Origin of the sequence: Actinokineospora auranticolor, from assembly GCF_041897805.1 — a bacterium.
Taxonomy (GTDB): domain Bacteria; phylum Actinomycetota; class Actinomycetes; order Mycobacteriales; family Pseudonocardiaceae; genus Actinokineospora; species Actinokineospora auranticolor.
This window is the reverse complement of sequence record NZ_CP154825.1, coordinates 5,622,241-5,645,052: the sequence shown is the minus strand read 5'-3', so window position 1 is coordinate 5,645,052 and position 22,812 is coordinate 5,622,241. Positions and strand designations below refer to the sequence as shown.

20 protein-coding genes are annotated in these 22,812 nt (G+C 72.4%); 9 read left to right on the top strand and 11 right to left on the bottom strand.

What is annotated here, in order from left to right; genetic code table 11:
* Nucleotides 1-21: 21 nt before the first annotated feature.
* Nucleotides 22-903: an ABC transporter permease gene (locus V5P93_RS24545; protein WP_104480287.1), complete on the bottom strand. Its 882-nt coding sequence runs from the start codon at nt 901-903 to the stop codon at nt 22-24.
* A gap of 95 nt (nt 904-998) precedes the next feature.
* On the bottom strand, nt 999-3,866 hold the full coding sequence (locus V5P93_RS24540; RefSeq protein WP_104480203.1) for an alpha/beta fold hydrolase: 2,868 nt from the start codon (nt 3,864-3,866) through the stop codon (nt 999-1,001).
* 392 nt (nt 3,867-4,258) lie between these two features.
* On the opposite strand from V5P93_RS24540, the gene V5P93_RS24535 reads away from it, so the two are divergent.
* A complete protein-coding gene (locus V5P93_RS24535; RefSeq protein WP_104480202.1) occupies nt 4,259-5,344 on the top strand; it encodes a TerC family protein in 1,086 nt (361 codons plus the stop codon).
* 117 nt (nt 5,345-5,461) lie between these two features.
* Nucleotides 5,462-7,387 carry a S9 family peptidase gene (locus V5P93_RS24530; RefSeq protein ID WP_104480201.1) on the top strand — a complete coding sequence of 642 codons (1,926 nt, stop codon included), beginning with the start codon at nt 5,462-5,464 and terminating at the stop codon, nt 7,385-7,387.
* Nucleotides 7,388-8,000: 613 nt separating this feature from the next.
* On the opposite strand, the gene V5P93_RS24525 is transcribed toward V5P93_RS24530, so the two are convergent.
* A complete protein-coding gene (locus V5P93_RS24525; protein WP_104480200.1) occupies nt 8,001-8,654 on the bottom strand; it encodes an RES family NAD+ phosphorylase in 654 nt (217 codons plus the stop codon).
* A gap of 18 nt (nt 8,655-8,672) precedes the next feature.
* Entirely contained in the window at nt 8,673-9,257 is a 585-nt protein-coding gene (locus tag V5P93_RS24520) for a DNA-binding protein (protein WP_104480199.1), read from the bottom strand.
* 200 nt (nt 9,258-9,457) lie between these two features.
* Here V5P93_RS24520 and V5P93_RS24515 point away from each other — a divergent pair, with 200 nt between their 5' ends.
* Entirely contained in the window at nt 9,458-11,452 is a 1,995-nt protein-coding gene (locus V5P93_RS24515) for a beta-propeller domain-containing protein (protein WP_181043578.1), read from the top strand.
* Here the strand turns inward: V5P93_RS24515 and V5P93_RS24510 are convergent.
* A complete protein-coding gene (locus V5P93_RS24510) occupies nt 11,425-12,738 on the bottom strand; it encodes a nitric oxide synthase oxygenase (protein ID WP_374065073.1) in 1,314 nt (437 codons plus the stop codon). The two genes, V5P93_RS24515 and V5P93_RS24510, sit on opposite strands and share 28 nt — an antisense overlap.
* A 505-nt stretch (nt 12,739-13,243) precedes the next feature.
* Complete coding sequence (locus tag V5P93_RS24505; RefSeq protein ID WP_104480196.1) at nt 13,244-13,636, bottom strand: SSI family serine proteinase inhibitor; 393 nt, start codon at nt 13,634-13,636, stop codon at nt 13,244-13,246.
* Between the two features lie 303 nt (nt 13,637-13,939).
* On the opposite strand from V5P93_RS24505, the gene V5P93_RS24500 reads away from it, so the two are divergent.
* The 4 genes from V5P93_RS24500 (at nt 13,940) to V5P93_RS24485 (ending at nt 18,016) form a co-directional block, all read left to right on the top strand.
* Nucleotides 13,940-14,944, top strand: a complete 1,005-nt coding sequence (locus tag V5P93_RS24500) for a transposase domain-containing protein (protein WP_146108095.1) — start codon at nt 13,940-13,942, stop codon at nt 14,942-14,944.
* A gap of 204 nt (nt 14,945-15,148) precedes the next feature.
* The gene (locus V5P93_RS24495; RefSeq protein WP_245931366.1) at nt 15,149-16,600 is read left to right on the top strand and encodes an MFS transporter; all 1,452 of its coding nucleotides are present in this window, start codon (nt 15,149-15,151) and stop codon (nt 16,598-16,600) included.
* A gap of 105 nt (nt 16,601-16,705) precedes the next feature.
* Nucleotides 16,706-17,263: a hypothetical protein gene (locus V5P93_RS24490; RefSeq protein WP_104480194.1), complete on the top strand. Its 558-nt coding sequence runs from the start codon at nt 16,706-16,708 to the stop codon at nt 17,261-17,263.
* 51 nt (nt 17,264-17,314) lie between these two features.
* Nucleotides 17,315-18,016 (top strand): alpha/beta fold hydrolase, encoded by a 702-nt coding sequence (locus V5P93_RS24485; RefSeq protein ID WP_104480193.1) that lies wholly within the window; start codon nt 17,315-17,317, stop codon nt 18,014-18,016.
* Nucleotides 18,017-18,158: 142 nt separating this feature from the next.
* On the opposite strand, the gene V5P93_RS24480 is transcribed toward V5P93_RS24485, so the two are convergent.
* Entirely contained in the window at nt 18,159-18,533 is a 375-nt protein-coding gene (locus V5P93_RS24480) for an FKBP-type peptidyl-prolyl cis-trans isomerase (protein ID WP_104480192.1), read from the bottom strand.
* A gap of 105 nt (nt 18,534-18,638) precedes the next feature.
* Nucleotides 18,639-19,346, bottom strand: coding sequence for a GAF and ANTAR domain-containing protein (locus tag V5P93_RS24475; protein ID WP_104480191.1), 708 nt, complete (start codon nt 19,344-19,346; stop codon nt 18,639-18,641).
* Between the two features lie 144 nt (nt 19,347-19,490).
* On the opposite strand from V5P93_RS24475, the gene V5P93_RS24470 reads away from it, so the two are divergent.
* Both V5P93_RS24470 and V5P93_RS24465 read left to right on the top strand, forming a co-directional pair.
* Complete coding sequence (locus V5P93_RS24470) at nt 19,491-20,207, top strand: response regulator transcription factor (protein ID WP_104480190.1); 717 nt, start codon at nt 19,491-19,493, stop codon at nt 20,205-20,207.
* A complete protein-coding gene (locus V5P93_RS24465; RefSeq protein ID WP_104480189.1) occupies nt 20,207-21,430 on the top strand; it encodes a PAS domain-containing sensor histidine kinase in 1,224 nt (407 codons plus the stop codon). Before V5P93_RS24470 ends, V5P93_RS24465 begins: the two co-directional genes overlap by 1 nt.
* Nucleotides 21,431-21,573: 143 nt before the next feature.
* Here the strand turns inward: V5P93_RS24465 and V5P93_RS24460 are convergent, their stop codons facing one another.
* From V5P93_RS24460 to V5P93_RS24450, 3 genes are read right to left on the bottom strand one after another with little or no spacing between them, the layout of a single operon-like run.
* Nucleotides 21,574-21,912 (bottom strand): DUF4180 domain-containing protein, encoded by a 339-nt coding sequence (locus tag V5P93_RS24460; protein WP_104480188.1) that lies wholly within the window; start codon nt 21,910-21,912, stop codon nt 21,574-21,576.
* The gene (locus V5P93_RS24455; RefSeq protein ID WP_104480187.1) at nt 21,909-22,316 is read right to left on the bottom strand and encodes a helix-turn-helix domain-containing protein; all 408 of its coding nucleotides are present in this window, start codon (nt 22,314-22,316) and stop codon (nt 21,909-21,911) included. The genes V5P93_RS24460 and V5P93_RS24455 overlap by 4 nt, the downstream gene beginning before the upstream one ends.
* 47 nt (nt 22,317-22,363) lie before the next feature.
* A complete protein-coding gene (locus tag V5P93_RS24450) occupies nt 22,364-22,798 on the bottom strand; it encodes a YdeI/OmpD-associated family protein (protein WP_104480186.1) in 435 nt (144 codons plus the stop codon).
* Nucleotides 22,799-22,812 lie beyond the last annotated feature (14 nt).

Here is a 22,812-nt window from a genome sequence, read left to right as displayed (position 1 = left end):
ACCCGGGCGTCGGGCACGGGGCTAGCTGGTTACGTCCTTGGTGCGGAAGCGCCGGGCCGCCAAGAGGCCGAAGATCGCGGCGTAGGTGACCGCCGAGAAGGCGCCCCGGGTCATGTTCGACCAGTCGATGTCGGTGGAGATCAGGTCGGACCAGGCGAACGCGAAGTGCGTCGGCAGGTAGTCGCGGAGGGTGCCGAGGGCGGTGATCTGGTCCAGGATCTGGGACAGGATCGCCACCAGGACCGTGCCGCCGACCGCGCCGAGCGGGGCGTCGGTGGCGACCGAGAGGAACATCGCCAGCCCGGCCACCCACAGCAGGTTCACCGAGATGTAGACGACCGAGAACACCATCGCCAGCAGCGAGTCCGAGAACGTGATCGCGTCGCCGGTGGGGCTGACCGCCTCGCCGGAGCCGTAGAAGAGCAGGCCGACCAGCAGGGCCACCACGGGCAGCAGCACGAGCGCGAAGAGTGACAACAGGCCCGAGGCCGTCGCCTTCTGGCGCAGCAGCCTGCCGCGCGGGACGGGCATGGCGAGCAGGTACTTCAGGCTCGACCAGGAGGCCTCCGACGCCACGGTGTCGCCGAAGAACAGGGCGACGATCATGGGGAGCAGGAAGCTGCCCGCCGCGAACAGCACGAACACCACGAAGTTCGGGGCGCTGGCGGTGGCCAGGTCGACGAAACCGCCGGAGCGGCGGTTGTTCGCGCTGGTGCCGAACTCGAAGGCCGCCCAGAGGATGAAGGGCAGCAGCACGAGGAAGCCCAGCAGCAGTTGGGTCCGGCGGCGGCGGAGTTGGCGGATCAGCTCGACCCGCAAAGGCAACGTCCGCGCCGACCGGAACCCGGACACCGACCCGTCGGCGTCGAACCCGGAGTGGTCCCGGTTGGCCGCGACCTCCATGTCGTCGATGGCCGCCGGGTCGGTGTGCACGGTGGTGACGTTCTCGCCACTGGTCACCGACGGCACCCCGTACCCGGCCTTGTGCCCGCTCTCGCTCACGATTCCTCACCAACCAGTTGCAGGAACGCGTCTTCCAGGCGCCGTCGGGGGCCCGCCTGTTCGACGGCCACCCCCGCGCGCACGAGCACTGTCACCGCAGCCGAACGGGGGAGGCCGTCCAGGTCCGCGTGGACCAGGTCGCCGTCCACCGTCACGTCGCTGACACCCGTGACCCCGCGCAGGGCCTCGGCGGCGGCGGTGGCGTTGTCCACGCGGAAAGTGGCTTCTCCGCCGCCCGCCACGATGTCGTCCACCTTGCCCGCCGCGACGAGCTTGCCGCGGTGCATGACGACCACGTGGTCACACGTCTGCTCCACCTCCGCCAGCAGGTGGCTCGACACCACGACCGTGCGGCCGGTCGCCGCGTAGCGGCGGAGGACCTCGCGCATCTGGTGGATCTGGGGCGGGTCGAGGCCGTTGGTCGGCTCGTCGAGGACCATCAGGTCCGGGAAGCCGAGCATCGCCTGGGCGATGGCCAGCCGCTGGCGCATGCCCTGGCTGTAGGTGCGCACTTTCCGCTCCACGGCCGCGCCCAGACCCGCGATCTCCAGCGCCTCCTCGAAGTGCGCCTTCTCCACCGGACGCCCGGTCGCCGCCCAGTACAGCTCCAGGTTCGCCCGGCCCGACAGGTGCGGCAGGAAACCCGCGCCCTCGACGAACGAGCCGATCCGGGACAGCACCGGTGCGCCCGAGTGGATCCGGTGGCCGAACACGCGGATCGTGCCCGCACTGGGCTGGATCAGGCCCATCAGCATGCGCAACGTTGTCGTCTTGCCCGCGCCGTTGGGGCCGAGCAGGCCCAGCACCTGGCCGCGCTCCACCCGGAACGACAGGTCGCTGACCGCCTTGAGGCCGCCCGGGTACGCCTTCGACAGGTCCTCGATCACCAGCGGCACGTCCGCCAGGTCCGGGTCCGCGTCGTCCGCGCGCCGCCGCCGCACGACGCCCCACACGACCGCGAGGGCCACCACGCCGAGCACCACCGCGATCCCGATCAGCGGCCCGGCGGGCGGCGCCGAGCTCGACCGCGTCCCCGGTACCACCGGTACCCGCAACGCGGGATCGGCCAGCGAGATCTTGTACGCCGCCGCGTCCGGCGACGACGCGTACGCCTGGTCGGTCGTCGACACCACCAGCTCGACCCGGTGGTCCGCCTCGATCGGCCGCACGACCGCGGGCAGCGCCACCGTCACCTCGACCGCGCTCCCGTCGGCGGGCAGCGGCGGCGTGCGCAGCGCCGACACCGCCGAACCCGGCAGCGTCCGCGTCCCGTCCGGGCCGACGTCGTAGAGCTTCGCGAACAACGCCGCGCCCTCCGGCGCCCCGCCGCCCGCGCTCGCCACCCGCAGCCGCGCGGTCGTGGCGCCCGCGATCAGCAGCTGCGACGTCATCGGCTGGCTGGCGAACCGCGCCGCCTGCCCCGGCAGGTCCACCGAGATCCGGCCCGACAGCCGCGACGAACCCGCGATCACCGACCCCAACCCCGGCATGCTGCTGATCGACGCCGGATTCCCGCCCGGCGGGTTCACCGCGGTCTGCTCCCGGCCCGTCAACTCGATCCCGCGCCGCTCGGCGCCCGGAGCGCCCGCCAGACCGGGGTACGCCCCCGCGCTGACCGTCCGCACCGACGGCGCCCCCTGCGCCCGCAGAGCACCCTGCACGGCGTACTCGAAACCGGTCCCCGGGTTCGCGCCCCGACCGCGCAGGTGGAAGTCGAACCAGTCCGCGATCTCACCGCGCAGCTCCGGCCCCGGCTTGCCGCCGTCGTGCCCGCCGGTGTACCAGACGACCTTGACCGGCGCCCCGGCCGCGCTCACCTGCCGCGCGGTCGCGTCCGCCTGGTCAAGACCGAAAAGGGTGTCCTGCTCGCCCTGCACCAGCATCGTCGGCTGGGTGATCCGCGCCGTCACCGAGACCGGCGACACCCGGTGCAGCAGGTCGACGGTGGCCTTGTCGGCCACGCCGGTGCGCGCGACCTGGTCGTACGCCCGGCACACCGCCTCGGTGAACCGGCCGCACGGGTCCACCGGGCCCGCCTGCGACCGGCCGCCACCCGGCGCCTCGTCGGCCGGGGCGGGGACCCCGGTACCGCCCGCGCCGCCGCTGCCGTCGTCCTTGGTGCCCGGCTCGGTCGCGTCCGAGGTCGGGTTGGCCAGCCCGGCCGCGCCCGTGCCCGCGGCGAAGAAGATGCCCGCCCAGGAGCGCTTGAAGACGCCGTCGGCGCCGTACGGGTTGCCCGCCGGGGTACCCGCGGGCGCGCCCGCCGAGTTGGGCAGCAGGGCCTGGCCGAGGTCGTTGTACGTGATCACCGGGGCGAGGGCGTCCACGCGCCGGTCCATGCCCGCCAGCAGCAGGGACAGGGCACCGCCGTACGAACCGCCGGTCACGCCGACCCTCGGGTCGTCGGGCCCGTCCTTGACCACCTCGGGCTGCTGGGCCAGCCAGTCGACCAGCCTGCTCGCGTCCGTGACCTCGTAGTCCGGGTCGTTCAGCCCGATCTGCCCCTCGCTGCGCCCGAACCCGCGCGCCGACCAGGCCAGCGCCACGAACCCGCGCTGGGCGAGCTCGCGCGCGTCCTGCTCGACGCTGTCCTTCGTGCCGCCGAAACCGTGCGCGACCAGCACCGCGGGCGCGGGCGTCGTCTCCGGCAGGTACAGCGTGGTGTCGAGGCGGACCGGTTCGTCGCGGTCGGGTCCGCTCTGCAGCGTGAGCAGCTGCGCGCGCGTGGTGACCGGGGGCGGGTCGCCACCGGCGTTGGCCCAGACCAGACCGGCGGTGGCGAGCGCGACGACGACCAGGGTGGTGATCACCTGGCGGGGCCGCGGGCGCGGGAGCGAAGGCACGCCGCCGACCGTATTGGACATTCCCTGAGAGTGCTCCCAGGAGCGGTGGACCGGTCCGGCGCGGACCCGGCCGCGTCCGGTTCCCGCGCGATGATCACTGATGGGTGATCGAGGTTCCGCTGGTCGGTGCTGATAAGGCAGAGTTTGGCGCGGCGCGCGGACGGGCATGTCGACACCTGAGGAACCTTGGCTGTGACCAAACCCAAAGGCTGTTGAGGGGACCCGGACTGGTGTGCCGTCAGGCGACAGGGAAGAATCGGACATCGAAAGTGTCGGAGGGGAGTATTCCTTCGCACCGGTGTCGTCAGCACGGACCACTCGCGGGTCCCGGGGCCGGTGGCCGGAAGTTTTCCGGCGGAAGAGACCTCCGGTTGTCGGCATGCGCACGTGCCCGTACACCGGAGGTTTGATCCATGGTTGTCCCCACCTGGGCTTGGCTGGCCACGATCGGCGGCTTGATCGCGCTGCTGGCGATCGATCTGTTCATCGTGGACCGCAAGCCGCACGAGGTGACCGTCGGTGAGGCGGGTCGCTGGGTCGCGTTCTACATCGGATGCGCGATCGCGTTCGGCGGCGCGATCTGGGCGTTCTCCGGCGGCACGTACGCGGGCGAGTTCTTCGCCGGCTACATCACCGAGTACTCGCTGTCGGTCGACAACCTGTTCATCTTCTTGATCATCATGGCCGCGTTCAAGGTGCCGCGGATCCACCAGCACAAGGTGCTGCTGATCGGCATCGTGCTCGCGCTGGTGATGCGCGGCATGTTCATCGCCGTCGGCGCCGTGGCCATCGCCAAGTTCAGCTGGGTCTTCTACCTGTTCGGCGCGTTCCTGATCTACACGGCGTGGAACCTGTCGAAGCAGGGCATCGGCGGCGACGACGAGGAGTACGAGGAGAACGCCCTCACCCGGATCGCCCGCAAGGTCTTCCCGGTCACCGACACCTACCACGGCGGCGACTCGTTCGTGAAGGTCGACGGCAAGCGGTTCGTCACCCCGATGTTCATCGTGATGATCGCCATCGGCACCGCCGACCTGCTGTTCGCTGTGGACTCCATCCCGGCGATCTTCGGGCTCACCAAGGAACCCTTCCTGGTCTTCAGCGCCAACGCGTTCGCGCTGATGGGCCTGCGCCAGCTGTACTTCCTGCTCGGCGGCCTGCTGCGCAAGCTGATCTACCTGTCGGTGGGCCTCGCGGTCATCCTCGCCTTCATCGGCGTGAAACTGGTGCTGGAGGCGCTGCACACCAATTCGCTGCCCTTCATCAACGGCGGCGCGGAAGTGGGTGTGTGGGTGCCCAACATCGCGGTGTCGCTGTCGGTCATCATCGGTGTCCTGGCGGTCACCACAGTTGCCAGTCTGCGCAAGTCCAAGCGGGACGAGGCGGCCGCCGCCGCGGCGGGCACCCCCGCCGCCACCGACGAATCCACGGTCGCGGAATCCCGGGGCGCGCAATCCTCCGCGTCGGATTCGGCGTCGCCGGTCGAACCCCGGCACTGACCTCACCACGGTCGGGTGAAAGCGGCGCGCACGCACGGTGCGCGCCGCTTTTCTGTGGACGAGTGGGAATAATCAAGGGGTCCTGAGGTTTGCTAACCGTCGGGTACGGTTCATCGCGTGCGCCCTGAGGACATCGAACTGCTGGCGGCGCCCGGCGCGCCCGCCCTGCGCGGCGACCTGCTGCTGGTCGGTCTCGCGAACCCGGACCTGGCGGCCAACGCCTACCGCGGCGGCCTGCACCGGGTCGGCCTCGGCGGCGGTGACGTGCGCGAGTTCACCCGAGGCTTCCGCGACTGGGCGCCCGCGCCGTCCCCAGACGGCACCCTGGTCGCCTTCCTGCGCTGCGCCGACGCGTCGTCCGCGCCGGTCCTGCACGTGATGCCGGTCGACGGCGGAGAGGCCCGCCCGGTCGCGGCGCTTCCTTTGGGCGCGGGCGCGCCGGTGTGGGCGCCGGACTCCCGGCGGATCGCTTTTGTGGCACGGGTTCCCGAGGCCGGGCGCTACGGCGTGGCCGATGCCGACGGACGGACTCCCGAGCCCGCCGCCGAAGCGCCGCGCCGGATCACCCGTCTGGAGTACCGATTCGACGATGTGGGTTTCCTGGGTGACCGTCCACCCCAACTGTTCGTCGTGGACACCGGGGGTGGCGAGCCCCGGCAGTTGACCGAGGGGCTCGGCGAGCCCTCCGCGCCCGCGTGGACATTGTCGGGTGCGCATGTATTGATTAGTGCGAAGCGGGACTGGGGCGCGGACGATTCGGTCAACACCGATCTCTACGCGGTTCCTGCCGACGGCGGCGCGCCCGTGCTGGTCGCGCGCAGCGAGGGCACGGTCGAGCACCCGGTGGCGCTGGCGGACGGCACGGTCGCCTTCCTGGGCGAGGCGTTCCCGGGGACCGCGTCGGTCGCGCGCAACGTCGGCCTGTGGACGGTGCCGTTCGACGGCTCGGCGGCGCCCGCGCGGCTGACCGACCCGGAGACCGTGGACTGCGACGTCGCGGCGGGGCGGCCCGTGGAGACGGCGTCGGGGATCCTGGTCGCGGTGCGCAACCGCGGCGCGGTCGAACTGCGCCGTGTGGCGCGTGGTGCGGATGGGGCCACGCTGTCGGAGTTGACCCTGGTGGCGGGCGAGCAGAGCCTGGTCAAGGGCTTCGCCGCCGACGGCGACCGGGTCGTGTGCACGGTGTCCACGTGGGACACCGCGGGCGAGGTCGTCCTGGTCGAGGACGAGACGACCCGGCGGCTCACGGACTTCTCGGCGCCGCTGCGCGCGCGGGTGGCGGTACGACCGCTGATCGAGGTCAAGGCGTCGGCCCCCGACGGGTACGCGACCCACGGGTGGCTGGTGTTGCCGGAGGGCGACGGCCCGCACCCGGTGCTGCTGTCGGTGCACGGCGGCCCGTTCATGTACTACGGCTGGGGCCTGTTCGACGAGGCCCAGGTCTACGCGGCCGCCGGGTACGCGGTCGTGCTGCCCAACCCACGCGGCTCGGCGGGCTACGGCGAGTCCCACGGCCGCGCGATCATCGGCGCCATGGGCACCGTCGACGTGGACGACGTCCTGTCGGTGTTGGACGCGGTCCTGGAGCGCTCCGACGTCGACCCCACCCGGGTGGGGATCATGGGAGGTTCGTACGGCGGGTGGATGACGGGGTGGCTGGCGGCGCACCACGGCCACCGCTTCAAGGCGGCCTGGAGCGAACGCGCGGTCAACGCGTGGGACTCGTTCGCGGGGACGTCGGACATCGGGTGGTGGTTCACGGAGGCGTACTGCGGGGACTCGCCCGCGGAGTGGGCCGCGCGGAGCCCGCTGACGTACGCGGACCAGATCGAGATCCCGTTCGCCGTCGTCCACTCGGAACATGACTGGCGCTGCCCGGTCGAACAGGCGCAGCGCATGTACGTGGCCCTCCGCAGGCGCGGGGTGCCGACCGAAATGCTCCTTTTCCCCGGAGAAGGTCACGAGCTGACCAGATCCGGAAAACCCCGCCACCGCGGACAACGCTTCGAAGCGGTTCTGCACTGGTGGGAGAGGCACCTGTGAACAGGTGCGGCCCGGGGGCGGCGTAGGACCTCGGGCCGTTCGCAGCCGGTGGGCGAGGGCGTTCGCCCACCGGCTGCGAACCGAATCCGGTCGAGCCGCTGCCCCTCGGGCGGGTTGTCCACAGGCATGATCATCTCTGCCCGGAACTGTCGGTCCTTCCCTTTAGAATGGATACCGGGGGCCGGAGGCGTGCGTTGATCATCTTGTGGCCCGCGGGGTGCCGGTTGGCGGCGTGGTTGGGTTGATCGGTCCGGCTGTTCGCGGAAAAGATGCGCGGCCTCGATTGAGTGAACTTGCTTTGCGCGGGGCCCCTACGGACCTGCGGTGGGGAAGAGCGGTGGGGAGGGGCAAGCCCACCCCACCCGCAGGGGAAGCTTGGCAGGTTCGTCCCCCCACGCAAAGCAAGTCCACCCAATCAAGGCGTATGACGGGGGCGCGTCGCGTCAGGTGGTGGGCTGGGATTCTGCGGCGGTTACGGGGTGGGTCCGGTACAGCCGCGTTGGGTTGGGTGGGGCTGGGGGATTCAGGCGGCGATTTCGAGGTGGGTGCGGTGTTGCCGCGGTGCGTTGGGGTGGATTTTGGGTGGTGTATGGAATCCGTGCGAAGTGTGGTGTTAGAGCAGGGTGTAGTTGAGTTCTTCGCAGACTCGGGCCAACGGGAGGTCCAGACCAGGGTAGTCCAGCGGTAGCAACACATCCGGCGTCCGTGGTAAAGAGCCGCTGGCGGGCGGGTCCCACAGGCAGACCGCGGGCTCCCCACTGTCCATTGAGGACCGGTACCACACCCCGTCCAGGTCCGGGTAGGCCTCGCGGATGGCGCGGGCCCAGGCCTGGGTGGTGGTCTTGGTGCCGCTGTTCATCTCCTGCGACGCGCCCGCCCTGGTGGGCCACAGGCCGCAGAGGTCGAGCAACCTCAAGGTCCGGCGGGGGCGGAAGACGACCAGGTGGGGCTTTCGCGTGGTTCGGTCCACCACCGAGGTCTGCTGGAAGACCTCCGCGACGCACGTCCGCACGCTCAGTCCGAAGTAGAGCACCCCGTGACCCGGTGCCGTCGCCGGGCCCGCGTCGGGGCCCAGGGGTTGCGGGTCGAAGCGGGCGTGGGGGAGTGGGCCCGTGTAGCGGAACGAGTTCCAGCGCTGGCGGTGCGCGCCCGCCGCCGCGAAGATGCGGACCAGGTGGGTCCCGCTGTGCAGCGCGACGACGTCCTCGTCCACGCGCAGGAGCGGTTTCAGGTCTTCGGGGGCGGGCGGCTGGGGGAGCCGGGACATCTGCTGGTCAGGTCCCGCTCAGGCCGGGGTGCCCAGGGCCGACGCCAGGGCGGCGACGCGGGTGGGGGAGCCGCCCGCGAGCAGCCACTGCCGGGGGGTGGCGGGCTCCTCGTCGATGCGCAGGTCCGGCTGCGGCGTCGTCATGAACGCGGCGACCACGAGCGGGGGCTGGTCGTCCGGCACGGCGGCCAGCACCGCCTCCAGACCCGGCAGCACCCCCGACGGCGCGAACTGCCACGCGGGCAGCCGCCAGCCGCCGCGGTCCTTCCAGCCCGCCAGGCGACCGGCGGCCAAGCGGTGGCGGATGCGGCTGGTGTCCACGCCCACGGCCTCCGCGGCGGCGGCCACGGTCAGCGCCGAGTCGCGCAGCACCGCCTGGGCGGCCACCGCGCGGGCGCGGGAGTCCACCTCGTCGGGACGCCGCGGCGTCAGGTCCAGGCCGACGTCGGTCAGGGCCTCGCGCTGGTCCGCGGAGAAGTAGTCCGCCGGATCGGGGTTGGCGGGTGACAACCTGCGCGCCGCTTCCTCGACCAGTTCCAGGAACTCGGTCGGGTCGACCCGCAGGCCCGCCTTGGCGAGCACGTGCTCAAGCGCGACTGTCATGCGCCTAGCGTAGCCCGGATGTGCGGGTTCGTGCGCCTTTGTGGGAAAACTCACCTAGATCGACACGCACCGCACACTGTCAAACACCGACAGTTGCCTACTCTAGTGCAACGTATCCCCCGTCCCGGTACGTCCATCCGGGTATGAGCGGTGGAAGACACGGATTCCCGAGAGTCGGTGCCCGACTGGGGGTCACCGTGATGGCTGTCCTGCTAGTCGGGTCGGGGGTGGCGGCAGGCGCCTATTTGGCGGTCGGTGGTGATCCGACAACCTCCGACACCAGTTCGACAAAAACCTTCTTTGGGGGTGGAACCACACAAGACCGCTCCAGGGCGGTCCGCCTCGTCGCCTACGACGACTGCGCCACCGCCGAGGCCGACCTCAAGCGCGCGGCGAAGGACCAGGTCAAACCCTGGGGCTTCGACACCATCGACGGCGTCCCGCTGGCCACCGGCGCCGCCGAGGACAGCGGCGCGGGCGCGCCCCGGCAACAGGTACCCCAGGAGGGCGGCGCCGTCGCGAAGAGCGCCCCCGCCCCCGACCACTCCACCACCAACAACCACGAGAAGTCCGCGGACGAGCCGGACATCGTCAAGACCGACGGCAGGCGCGTCGTCACCATCACCGACACGTCCCTGCGCGTGGTCGACGTCGAGACCCACCGGGTCACCTCGACCGTCCAACTCCCCGGCTACCCGACCGCCATGCTCCTGCACGGCGACCGCGCCCTCGTCGTCGTCCCGCGCTCCTACCGGCAGGACGTCCCCCAACAAGTCCCCACGCAGGTCCCCCCGACGGGCAAGCGCAAGCCCGCCCCGCCCACCACCCCGGAAGCCGTCCCGCCGTCGGACTCCTACCCGAACCCGAACCCCGGCACCAGCTTCCTGGCCGTCGACCTCGCGGGCTCCGGCGAGATCGCGGGCAGGCTCGACGTCGACGGCACCTACCTCGACGGCCGCCAGGTCGGCGCCGTCGCCCGGCTCGTCGTCCGCTCCACCCCGCGCATCAACTTCGGCAACACCGGCGGCACCGCGGACGAGGCCATCGCGCACAACCGCGACATCATCGACAAGGCGCCCCTCGACGCCTGGCTGCCCCACTACGAGCTGTACTCCGACAAGAAAGAGGACTCCGGCAGGCTCGTCGAGTGCGCCGCGGTCCGCAGGCCCTCGGGCTACACCGGCACGGCCATGCTCACCGTGCTCACCTTCACCATGCTCACCCCGCTCGACCAGGGCGACCCCGTCGCGGTGGCGGCCGACGGCGACACCGTCTACGGCACCGACCGCTCCCTCTACATCGCCGACGACCGCGTCGCCCGGTCCGAGAGCACCCCCCAGGACCTGCCCACCGGCGTGGACACCGAGATCCACGCCTTCGACATCACCGCACCCGGCAAACCCGTCTACACCGCCTCGGGCGCGGTCGACGGCACGCTGATCAACCAGTACGCCCTCTCCGAGTACAACGGGAACCTGCGCGTCGCCACCACGACCGGCGACGTCCGGCCGCGCGGCGGCCGCAAGCCGGACTCGGAGAGCGCGGTGAGCGTGCTGAGCAGGCAGGGCGACACCCTCGCCACGGTCGGCCGCGTCGCCGGGCTCGGCAAGGGCGAGCGCATCCACTCCGTGCGCTACGCGGGCACCACCGCCTACGTGGTGACCTTCCGCCAGACCGACCCGCTCTACACCCTCGACCTGGCCGACCCGGCGAACCCGAAGGTCACCGGCGCGCTCAAGATCACCGGCTACTCCGCCTACCTGCACCCGCTCGCCCCCGACCGGCTCCTGGGCATCGGCCAGGAGGCCGACGAGCGCGGCCGGGTCACGGGCCTGCAGGTCTCGCTGTTCGACACCTCCGGCGCCGAGGCCCGCCGGATCGGCCAGGTGCGCCTGCCCGGCGCCACCTCCGACGCCGAGTTCGACCCGCACGCCTTCCTCTACTGGGCCGAGCGGGAACTGCTCGTCATCCCGGTCAACAACCGCGACGGCGCGAGCACCGTGCTCGGCCTCAAGGTCACCCGCGACGCCATCACCCAGGTCGGGAGCCTCAAGCACCCGGTCGGCCACTACGGCCCGACGCAGGTGCGGCGGTCACTGGTCGCGGGCGACGCGCTGTGGACGATCTCGCCCGCGGGCACGCTCGTCTCCCGGCTCGACGACCTCGGTCAGCTGGACTGGGTGCCCTTCGACTGATCCGGGACCCGGTCCGGGTACCGGGCCGCGGGCACGGCGGGCTCGGTGGCCGTGCCCGCGCCGCGCAGGAACGACCACACCGGCGGGGCCGACCCGGCCCCGCCGGGCAGCGGCGGCGGCGTGCCGTGCAGCGCGGTGCGCACGGCGTCGTCGTCGCTGATGAACTCCGGCCGCAGCGGTTCGGTGTCGTAGTAGCGGTGGAACACGCCGGTGAGCGAGCCGGACATCGGCGGCACGATCCAGCTCCAGTCCGCCGGGCAGCGCCTGCCCGCCCGCTCCTCCCGCTCGACGTGCTTGAGGAAGCGCTCGGACTCGGTGTGGTGGTCGCTGATCGCGACCCCGGCGGCGGCGTAGGAGTGCAGCACCGCCACGTTCAGCTCCACCAGCGCCCGGTCCCGCCACAGCGACGCCGCGCGCGAGGTGTCCAGGCCGAGGCCGCGGGCCACGACCGGCAGCAGGTCGTAGCGGTCGTGGTCGGCGAGGTTGCGGGCGCCGATCTCGGTGCCCAGGTACCAGCCGTTGAACGGGGCCGCCGGGTAGTCCACGCCGCCGATCCGCAGCCGCATCGAGCTGATCGCGGGCACCGCGTGCCAGCGCAGGTCCAGCTCGGCGAACCACGGGTGGTCGGGGTGGCGCAGCGGCACCTCCAGCACCGCGTCCGGCGGCAGGTCGAACAACCGGGGCGGCTCGCCGGGCGCGGACACCACCAGCGGCAGCACGTCGAACGGCGACCGGCGCGCGGGCGGGCGCCAGCCCAGCTCCCGCAGCGCCGCGGTGAACCCGGTGTAGCGCGGGTCGCCGAGCACGCGGCCGTCCGGGCCGTCGGCGTAGCCCGCGTACCGGATCAGCTGCTCGTTCCAGATCCGCGGCCCCGGCCGCCCCGGCGCGTCCGGGGCGAACACGGTGATCATCGGCCGGATCCGGCCGTCGTTGCCCGCCAGCCGCAGGTGCCGCGCGCACTGGTCGGCCACCGCGGCGGCGGTGTGCACGGCGCGCAGGTCGCGCACCCGCAGCGACTGCCAGTACAGCCGCCCGATGCAGCGCGCGCTGTTGCGCCAGGCGACCCGGGCGCCGAAGGCCAGCTCGGCGCTGGTGTGCTGGTAGGTGCCGGTCAGCTCGATCTCGGCCCGCGCCCACGCCACGCGCGGCGCCGCGGGGCCCGCGTCGGGGTGCTCGGCGTGGAAGAGCTCGAGGAACTCGGCTGCCTCGTCGGGGTCGGCCACCCCGGGGGAGGGGGTCGTGGGCCGGTCGAGCGCGCGGGGCAGCGTCCAGATCTGTCCGGTCACCCGCGAGAACCTAACAGGCACGCGCTGTAACACCACCCTTCCTCACTCGTTCGGGCCATCCCGCGATCGGGAACGGTGTGACGGTTCGCCGCGGGCACCGGTGGGGACCGGGCGGGCGGTGCGGATCGCGTCGGCGGACGGTCCCCGACTCCCCGCCCGCCGTGGCGCCGCAGGGTGGAACCGACCGGCGGTACCGCGTCGAACGCGCGGCGAACCGCAGTGCGAACCGACTCGATCCGCGGCGCGACCGGCAACGACAACGATCCGCGCGGGAGGGAACCCGCGGCCACCGCCAAACGCCGGGAACCCGGGCGCCGTGATGGCGAACACGGACTCGACTGGCAAATGCGCGCGTTCGCCGATACCGCATTTCCTACGCGGTGTCATTCCATGTGGCGACACCCGATAAGGTGATTGATGTGACGGTTAGTGGAAGTGACCGTGAACTACTCATCGGTGTGCCAAGGCCTCGGCCGGACCGGGTGCGCGCGGCCCGGTGCCGTACCTACAGGTCGAACACCGGTCCGGTCGCCGCGGCCAGCGCGCAGCGGTTGGGGTGGGTCTGCTGGTAGCGCACGAACCGCGGGCCCCAGAGGCCGTGCACGGTCGCCCGCGCCGGCGCGTACTCCAAAGTGCACAGCTGCCCCGGGTTGCCCGGCAGCTGGGCCACATCCCCGTTCACCTGCGACAGCGCCGCGCACGCCGCCGTCGGGTGCGCGTGCGTGCCGCGGTCGGGAGCGCACTCCAGGTACGCCACGTCGCTGCGCCCGTCGGCGGTGGTGACGGTCAGCAGCAGCGCCCCGCGCACCGGTGCGGTGCTTGCCTGGGCGGCGGTCGCGGGTACCAGCGCGGCGGCCACCGCGCAGGCGGCGGCGGTGGCGAGTCTCTTTGCCGACATCTCGGATCACTCCTTCTCGGCGGCGTGCTTTACCCGCCGAATGGGTGTAGGGGAAAACGTCGCCCGGCCCGCGCTCGACGGCCGGGGGATTCCGAGGGTAGGTCTTCTGAGAATTGTCTGGCGGTCCGGGGCCTCTGGCGCGTGCCCGGCTCCCGATGCTATTCATGTCGCCGCACTCGTCGACAAGATCGACAAGGCGTTACTTCCTTAAGTTGGCATCGGGTGAAAGGTCCTTCTGTGGGCGGAATTACACGGGCGACGAAGGCGTCGCGGGACCGTTTGTCCGACCGGGTGGCGATCGGGATGCTGATCAGGGCCTTCCCCCCGGAGGAGGTCGACGCCGCGATCGACGCGGCGGGGGCGCGCGAGCAGCGGTCGCGGGCGCTGCCCGCGCGCACAATGGTCTACTTCACCCTCGCCTTATGGCTCTTCGGCGGCGCGGGCTACGACGCCGTGCTGGCCCGGTTGACCGCGGGCATGCGGTGGGCGGGCGTGGCGACCGGGACCCGGTCGGCGCCCAGCACCGGTTCGATCACCAAGGCCCGCAAGCGGTTGGGGCCGGAGGTGATGCGCAGGCTGTTCCAGCGCCGCGCCGCCGCCGACCGCGTGGACACCGCGCGCTGGCGCGGCATGCGGGTGTGCACCCTCGACGGCGGCGCGGTCGACATCCCCGACACCGCGGCGAACCTGGCCGCGTTCGCCCACCCCACGGTGCGGGTCTCGGTGCTGGCCGGGCACGACACCGGCTCGCTGCTCGACGTCGCCGTCGGCTCGCACCGCGACGAGCTCGCGCCGCTGGTGCTCGACACGCTCGGTCCGGGCACGCTCGTGGTCTCGCACCGGGTGGTCGGTGGGCACCGGCTCTGGCGGGCCGCCGCCGACCGCGGCGCGGACCTGCTGTGGCGGGCCCGGGTCCCGGTGGCGCTGCCGCGGCTGCACACCCTGCCCGACGGCACCTACCTGTCCCGGCTGCTGCCCGACGGCGACCCCGTCGGCGGCTCGCTGGCGGTGCGCGTGGTCCAGGTGCCCGACGCGGTATTGGTCACCACGCTGCTGGACCCGGACCAGGCGCCCGCGACCGAGCTGGCCGCGTTGCACCGCACCCGCTGGCGGTTCGAGGCGCTGTTCGAGTCGCTGGAGGCGGGCCCGGTCGCGCTGCGCTCCCAGGACCCCCACGGGGTGGCGCAGGAGCTGTGGGCGATGCTCTGCGTGTACCAAGCGGTGCACCCGTGGCGCCGTAAGGAAGCACCCGTACGCGGCGGGATCGGTGCCGTGGCGGGGATCTCGCCCCGTCGGGGCTCCCCTTAGGGCAGTGAAACCGACACCTCCGGCGGCCGAGTGTGCACAGGGAGAACAAGATCGTCGCACGGTGTGGCAATAGCTTCGCGGTGAAGGCAGTGAGTTAACGCGATCGTGCTTCATATTCCCCCGTCCGAAGGGGACGAACCATTCCGGTGTGACGAAGAGTGGACCGATGGTGCGTTCCTCCCCGTCAGGGGGTAGGACGTTAGGGTGACCAACAGCCAGGCCGACGCGCCGACCGAGCCGGACCCGCGGCGGTGGCGGGCGCTGGCGGTGACCCAGGCGGCGGGCTTCATGAGCCTGCTCGACGTCAGCATCGTCAACGTGGCCCTGCCCTCGATCCGCGCCGACCTCGGTGCCGCGCCCGGCGCCGCGCAGTGGGTGGTCTCCGGCTACGCCCTCACCTTCGGCCTCTCCCTCGTCGCGGGCGGCAGGCTCGGCGACGCGCTCGGCCGCAGGCGCATGTTTCTCATAGCTCTCACAGGTTTCGTGCTCACCAGCGTGCTCGCGGGCGCCGCGCCGAACCTGACCTGGCTGGTCGTGGCGCGGTTGTCGCAGGGCCTGGCAGGCGGCCTGCTCACCCCGCAGAACTCGGGCCTCATCCAGGACCTGTTCTCCGGCGCGGAACGCGGCCGCGCCTTCGGCGTGTTCGGCGCGACCGTGGGCGTGTCCACCGCCGTCGGCCCGGTCCTCGGCGGGTTGATCCTCGCGGTGTTCGGCGACCCCGAGGGCTGGCGGTGGATCTTCTACGTCAACCTCCCCATCGGACTCGTCGCGCTCGCCCTCGCCGCGCGGCTGCTGCCCGCCCGCGCGTCCGGCGGCAGGCCGGACATCGACGTGGTGGGCGCCCTGCTGCTCGGCGCGACCGTGCTCGCCGTGCTGTTCCCCTTGGTGCAGGCGGAGGACGGCGGCCTGAGCCGGTTGTGGTGGCTGTTCGCGGTCGCCGTCGCGCTGGGGTGGCTGTTCCTGCGGTGGGAGCGGCGGACCGCGCGGCGCGGGCGGGCGCCGCTGCTGGACACCTCGTTGTTCACCGAGACCCCCGGCTACCTCGCGGGCGCGGGCGTCGGACTGGCGTACTTCTCGGGGTTCACCGGTGTGTGGCTGGTCTTCGCGCTGTTCTTCCAGACCGGGCTGGGCTACACGCCGTGGCAGTCCGGGCTGGCGGTCACCCCGTTCGCGATCGGCGGCGCGGTGTCCGCGGCGGTGGCGGGCAGGCTGGTGGCCCGGTACGGCCGGTTGATCACCGTGGTCGGCCTGGCGCTGGTCGCGGGCGGACTGGCGGTGGTGGCGGGGATCGCGCTGCTGGGCCCCGGGCGGGCCACCGGCTGGTGGATCGCGCTGCCGATGCTGGTCGCGGGGGTCGGCGGCGGCGCGGTGATCTCGCCCAACACCACCATGACGCTGGCCCGGGTGCCCAACCGGATGGCGGGGGTGGCCGGGGGCGTGCTGCAGACCGGGCAGCGCATCGGGACCGCGGTCGGCACGGCGACCCTCGCGGCGATCTACCAGGCCGTGCTCGGCGGCTCGGGGGACGACTACCCGCTCGCGCTGGCGGTCGCGCTGGCGGCGGCGGTGGCGCTGGTCCTCGTCGCCCTGCTGCTGGCGATGCGGGACCGGCGCGCCAACCGGGCGCTCGACGCGGCCGAGGTGGGCGCGGGGTGAACGGGGCATGACCGGTGGGAAAGTCACCGTTGAAACCGGTTGACGGCGAGAAAGTGACAAATAGGCTACCGGGTGTCACTCTCCAACCCCACTCGGAGGTCACTCGTGCGCGTGTTCACTCGGGCTCTTGGTGTCTTAGCCGCCGCCGCGGTCGGTGTCGTCCTGGCCGCGTCCCCCGCGTTCGCCACCGCCCCGACCGCCACCGGCGCGGCGTCCGAGCACGACCCGGTCTTCACCCCCGACGCCGACACCCAGGTGGCGCTGCTGGTCACCAAGCTGACCCACGCCCAGGCCACCGCGCAGCTGACCGCGTCGGGCATCACCTGGTCCTCCAGCGGCAACTGCTCGGACCGCAACAACGCCACCTGCACGTCCTTCGAACAGGTGAACCAGTCGACCATCCAGGGCGCGCAGACCCTCAAGAGCGCCAGCGGCTGCGGCCTCAACATCACCGGCGGCACCGAGGTCGGCCACGCCGCGGGCACCTACAGCCACTACAACGGCTACAAGCTCGACTTCGCCCTCAGCACCTGCCTCACCAACTACATCCACAACACCTTCACCTCCATCGGCGGTGACAAGTGGGAGTCGGCCAGCGGCAACATCTACTACTACGAGTCGAACCACTGGGACGTCACCTACTACACCTGCGGCGGCTGCTGACCCCCTCGCGGGGGCTGCCGGACCCCGGTCCCGGTGCGGCAGGATCACGCCGTGACCGACGGACAGGCGCCCACCCTCGTGCTGCTGCACGGGCTCGCGGGCAGCGGTGAGGTGTGGACCGGGCTCGACGCGGCGCGGCACTGGGCGGGTCCCGTGCGCGCGCCCGACCTGCCCGGCCACGGCACCGCCGCCCCGCTCGACCGCTACACCTTCGGCGGCTTGGCCGCGCGGGTCGCCGAGGGCTTGGACCCCGCCGAGCCCGTGGTGGTGCTCGGCCACTCGCTGGGCGGGGTGGTCGCGCTGGCGCTGGCGTCGGGCTGGTTCGGCGTCCGCGTCGCCGCGGTGGGGGCGCTGGGGGTGAAGGTCAGCTGGACGCCGGAGGAACTGGCCAAGGGCGCCGCGCTCGGGGCCAAACCGGCCAAGGTGTTCGGCACCCGCGAGGAGGCCGCGGCGTGGGCGGGCAGGCTCGCGGGGTTGCCCGCCGGTCCGGTCAACGGCCGTGACGGCGGTTGGCGCGCGGCGGTCGACCCCCGCGCGTTCGCTGTGGGGCGACCGGATCTGCCGGGGCTGCTCGCCGCGGCCCGCTGCCCGGTGCTGCTCGCGGCGGGGGAGACGGACCCGATGTCCCCCGCCGAGCACCTGCGCGCGCTGGTCGCGGATCCCGTGGTGCTGCCCGGGTTCGGCCACAACGCGCACGTCGAGTCGCCGGAGGCCGTGCGGCCGTTGCTGGCGCGGTTGGCCGCGCTGGTGTGAGTGCCGATCTGGTGTGGGTGCCGGTGGAGCCCCGCCCGACGCCGGGTTGTCAGGCGACGGGCGGGGAGCTTCAGACTGTGCCGGTCCGAGCCGACTTACCGCACTCCTCTTACCGCGTGGGCTTAAAGCGCCCTACCGCGTGTCAGTGGACCGCGAGGAGGTCCACCACGAAGATCAGGGTCTCGCCGGGCTTGATGACCGCGCCCGCGCCGCGGTCGCCGTAGCCCAGGTGCGGCGGGATGACCAGCTTGCGCCGACCGCCCACGCGCATCCCCGCCACACCGCGGTCCCAGCCCGCGATGACCCGGCCGCCGCCGAGCGGGAAGTCGAACGCCTCGCCGCGGTTGTAGGAGGCGTCGAACTCCTCGCCGCTGGAGTGGGCCACGCCCACGTAGTGCACCGAGACGACCTTGCCCGGCACGGCCTCGTCGCCCTCGCCGACCTTGAGGTCGGTGACCACCAGGTCGGTGGGCGGCGGGCCGTCGTGCGGCTCTACCTCGGGCTTCTGCTCTGCCATGCGTGCTCCTCGGGTGTCGAGAGCCCCGATCCGCGCCGGATCGGAGTGATCGGTCCGGGCCATCCTCTCCCGGCCGCCGATCTCCCGCCCGAGTGCCCCGTTCCGTCAACCGCGCGCCGCCACCGGGGTGGGCAGGGCGCTGCGCACCACCTCCTCGGCCACCTGGCCGATCTTGAGGTTGTGGTTGCGGGCCAGCCTGCGCAGCTCCTGGAACGACTCGGTGAGCCGGATCCCCTTGCGCTCGGCCAGCACACCCTTGGCCTGCTCGATCACCACCCGGCTGTCCAGCGCGGACTGGAGCTGGTCGGCCAGCACCTGCCGCTGCCGCACGGCCCGCTCGGTGCCGATGCCGACGGCGGCCATGTGCGCGAGGGCGCGGACCGCGGCGATCTCCTCCTCGTCGAAGGGCTCGTCGGCGACCCGGTACAGCACCACCGCGCCCGTCGCGACACCGCGCAGCCGCATCGGCACCGCGTGCGCGTACCGGAACCCGGCCTCCTCGGCGGCGACGCCGAACCCGGCCCAGGCGTCCACCGCGCCCGCCACATCCACCGACGTCGCGCAGCACAGCACCGCCGGGCCCTGGGCGCACTGCAGGTCGAACAGGTCGGCGAACACGCGCTCACCCGGACGCGCGTCCAGCGCCCGGAGGGAGCCGTCACCCTCGGCGAGGACGACGCCCACCGCGTCGGCGCCCGCGAACCGCGCGCAGTGCGCGGCCAGGGAGCGCAGGTAGCCCGACAACCGAAAATCAGGCGCCAGCGTGTCGGAAAGGTCGATCAACACGTCCGCCAACCGCGCCCTGCTCACCATGATCCGCGCCTCGTTCCCAAAAAGGTTTCAGTTATGCCCCGAATGGCGGTCACCCGACCTATGCGGGGTGTTCTCTCCCAGTGATACCGTTCGGTCTTGGCCGCGCCGTCCCAGCCGAATCAACATTTCCTCAACGAGGCCGGAGTGGAATCCGAGAGCGAGTCACTTCCCACCGCCCGACCGGTGGTCATCCTGGTCGAGGACGAGGCCGACCTGGCCGCGATGTCCCGCGACTACCTCGCCCGCGAGGGCTTCCGGGTGCTGCCCGCCGCCGACGTGCGGACCGGGCTGCGGCTGGTCGACAGCGAGGAGCCCGACCTCGTCGTGCTCGACCTCGGCCTGCCCGACGGCAACGGCCTCGACCTGCTGCGCGGGTTGCGCGGCCGGGACAACCCGCTGCCGGTGATCGTGGTGACCGGCCGCGGCGAGGAGGCCGACCGGGTCGTCGGGCTGGAACTCGGCGCCGACGACTACCTGGTCAAGCCGTACTCGCTGCGCGAGCTGGCGGCCCGGATCCGCGCCGTGCTGCGCCGGTCCAAGCCGCCCGCGCCACCGCCGACCGCCATCCGGGTGGGCGGTCTGGAGATCGACACCGGCGCGCGCGAGGTGCGGCGCGCGGGCGAGCCGATCGCGCTGACGCCGCGCGAGTACGGGCTGATCGAGTTCCTGGCCTCGGCGCCGGGCCAGACCTTCTCCCGCGAGCAGCTGCTCGACCACGTGTGGGGCTCGTCGTCGCGCTGGCAGGCGGCGACCACGGTCGACGAGCACGTCTACCGGATCCGGCGCAAGCTGGTCGCCGCGGGCGTGACCGTCCCGAAGATCACCACCGTGCGCGGGTTCGGGTACCGGCTGGACTCCTGATGGACTTCGCCCTGCTGTTCGCCGCCACCCCGTCGCCCTATCTCGTGCTCGGCCCGGACCTGGTGATCGTGGAGGTGAATCCGGCTTATCTGGCGGCGACCGCGACAAAACGCGAAGAACTCCTCGGAAAACACCTCTTCACCGCCTTCCCCGACAACCCGGAACTCGTCGGCGCCGACGGTGTCCGGAATCTGCGGAGGTCGCTGGAAACGGTGCTCGCCACCGGCCTGCCGGACACGATGCCGCTGCAGCGCTACGACATCCCGGTCGGGCCGGGCGGGGAGTTCGTGGAGCGGCACTGGAGCCCGGTCAACACCCCGCTGATCGGCGCCGACGGCGCGATCGCGTACATCCTGCACCGCGTCGAGGACGTCACCGAGCTGGTCGTGGGCCGCACCGGCGACGAGCACCTGCGGGCCAGCCTGGAGCGCATGCGGGTCGACCTGTTCGTCCGGTCGCGCGAGCTCAAGGCCGCCAACGACCGGCTCGCCGAGGCCGGGGCCGCGCTGCGCGCCGAGCACCTGGCGAAGGACCGGTTCTTCGCCGCCGTGTCGCACGAGCTGCGCAACTGCCTGGGCGCGCTGCGCGCCGCCGCCGAGGTGCTGAGCCTGGACGTGGGGGAGCACCCCGCCCTGGCCGTGCTGGAGCGGCAGGTGGACGGGCTCAACCGGATGACCGGCGACCTGCTCGACGCGGGCCGCGTGCTGACCGGCGCGCTGCGCGTCGACCGGCTGCCGGTGCGGATGCGCGACCTCGTGCGCGCGGGTGTCGCCGCGGTCGAACTCGGCGGTCGAGCGGTGGCCGTGACCCTGCCCGACAGCCCGGTGCGGGTGCTGGGCGACCAGGTCCGGCTCGACCAGGTGCTGCGCAACCTGCTGGCGAACGCCGTCCGGCACAGCCCGGTCGACACCGCCATCGCCGTGTCCCTGGCCACCCGGCCGGGGGAGGCAGTGCTGGAGGTCAGCGACACCGGCGCCGGTTTCGACCCGGCGACCGCGGAGTCGCTGTTCGAGGCGTTCACCCGCGCCCCGGGTGCCCGCGGCTCCGGTCTTGGCCTGGGGCTGCTCGTCGTGCGCGGCGTGGTCGCCCTGCACGGGGGAGCGGTCACCGCGCACAGCGACGGCCCCGGCACCGGTGCCCGCTTCCGCGTCACCCTCCCCCTGGAACCGTCCACACCCGACGTCCCGGCGGGCCGTGCCGAACCGGTCCACAACAACCGGTAACGCGCGGGCCGTCCTGGCGATACCAAGAGCGCGGCCCTGTCACCCCCCGACGGCAGGGCCGCTTCCCTTGTCCGGGACCGGGTTCACGCGGCTGTCCACCTTGGTTGGATGGTCCCTGCCGCGCGCCCCGGTGTGGTGTTCGCTCACACCTGGGCGAGTCGGGTCTCGGCCTCGGCCGCGTCGGCGGCGAACCAGAACTGCCTGCCCCGGTTCGCCTCCGCCACGAACGCGCGCAGCGCCTCGCTGCGCTCGAGGTGCGCGGCGATGTCGCCGACCACGACCAGCACCAGCCGGTAGTTGACGAACTTGCCGATGAACGCGCCCGCGAAACCGGTCGACAGGCGGAAGAACCGCTCGTCGAGCCGCTCGACCGGCAGCACCACGGCGGTCGCCCCGGCGCCCCACGCCTCGCCGATGAGGTCGTTCGCGTCGTCGGCGGTGGTCAGCAGCGGGCCGTCGGCCGCGCAGCGCAGCACCGTCACGGTCCTCGTCCCTCCTGGTCGGTGAGGACGTGCACCAGCCGCAGCAGCTCCGCCGTCGCGGCCAGGCCGCCGAGCAGCATCACCGTGAGGCTGGCGTTGTCCTCGTCGTAGGAGATCTGGATCCGCACCCCCTCGCCGCGCGCGGTCGAGGCGGTGAGCAGGGTCGAGATCCGGTCCATGTCGGACCGGCCGATCCCGTCGACCCGCACGGTGGTGGCGGCCTCGGCGCGCCGGGCGGCCACCGGCGGCGGCGCGCCGGTCATGGCCTCCAGGTCGGCGCGGGTGATCCGGTACTGCTTCCCGATCCGGACGGCGTTGAGCCTGCCCTCGCGGATGTACGTGCGCACGGTGCGCACGTGCAGTCCCAGTTCGTCTGCCACCTGCTCCACGGACAGCATCTCCATAGTTATCTAATCTACCGTATCAGTCCCTATGAGTTGGAGACAGGGAGTTATGAGGTAAGGGCGGTCACTACCTTCGCGATCCGGCGCTGCCGGGTGGCCTCGGTCTTGGCGTCCGCCACGGACAGCGCGTGCGCGCGCTGGTGGCTGTAGGACAGCGCGTCGAACGCGGCCCGCGCGCCGCCCTCGGCCAGCGCGGCGGCCAGGTCGTCGGGCACCTCCACCACGCGAGGCTCGGTGTCGACCTCGATGTCGACGTCCACCTCGTCGCCCGCCGCGACCCCGGCCGCGGTCCGGTGCTCCGCGCTCAGCGGCACGAAGAAGTCGCCCCCGTACGGCGCGACCGTCGTCCGGTAGGTGTGCCCGCCCACGGTGACCTTGACCGGCACCCGCTTCTTCGGCCCCAGCGCCTCGACGACGTCGGCGGGGACCCGCAACCCGGTGGCGGTCTTGCCGCCCAGCTCCACAGTGGTCCGAAACCTCATGGCACGCAGTATCG

Bases quoted from the DNA above. Each gene is read 5' to 3' on its own strand.
- V5P93_RS24545 (WP_104480287.1), bottom strand. From the start codon at position 903: ATGGAGGTCGCGGCCAACCGGGACCACTCCGGGTTCGACGCCGACGGG.
- V5P93_RS24540 (WP_104480203.1), bottom strand. From the start codon at position 3,866: ATGTCCAATACGGTCGGCGGCGTGCCTTCGCTCCCGCGCCCGCGGCCC.
- V5P93_RS24535 (WP_104480202.1), top strand. From the start codon at position 4,259: ATGGTTGTCCCCACCTGGGCTTGGCTGGCCACGATCGGCGGCTTGATC.
- V5P93_RS24525 (WP_104480200.1), bottom strand. From the start codon at position 8,654: ATGTCCCGGCTCCCCCAGCCGCCCGCCCCCGAAGACCTGAAACCGCTC.
- V5P93_RS24520 (WP_104480199.1), bottom strand. From the start codon at position 9,257: ATGACAGTCGCGCTTGAGCACGTGCTCGCCAAGGCGGGCCTGCGGGTC.
- V5P93_RS24515 (WP_181043578.1), top strand. From the start codon at position 9,458: ATGGCTGTCCTGCTAGTCGGGTCGGGGGTGGCGGCAGGCGCCTATTTG.
- V5P93_RS24505 (WP_104480196.1), bottom strand. From the start codon at position 13,636: ATGTCGGCAAAGAGACTCGCCACCGCCGCCGCCTGCGCGGTGGCCGCC.
- V5P93_RS24500 (WP_146108095.1), top strand. From the start codon at position 13,940: ATGCTGATCAGGGCCTTCCCCCCGGAGGAGGTCGACGCCGCGATCGAC.
- V5P93_RS24480 (WP_104480192.1), bottom strand. From the start codon at position 18,533: ATGGCAGAGCAGAAGCCCGAGGTAGAGCCGCACGACGGCCCGCCGCCC.
- V5P93_RS24475 (WP_104480191.1), bottom strand. From the start codon at position 19,346: ATGGTGAGCAGGGCGCGGTTGGCGGACGTGTTGATCGACCTTTCCGAC.
- V5P93_RS24465 (WP_104480189.1), top strand. From the start codon at position 20,207: ATGGACTTCGCCCTGCTGTTCGCCGCCACCCCGTCGCCCTATCTCGTG.
- V5P93_RS24455 (WP_104480187.1), bottom strand. From the start codon at position 22,316: ATGGAGATGCTGTCCGTGGAGCAGGTGGCAGACGAACTGGGACTGCAC.
- V5P93_RS24450 (WP_104480186.1), bottom strand. From the start codon at position 22,798: ATGAGGTTTCGGACCACTGTGGAGCTGGGCGGCAAGACCGCCACCGGG.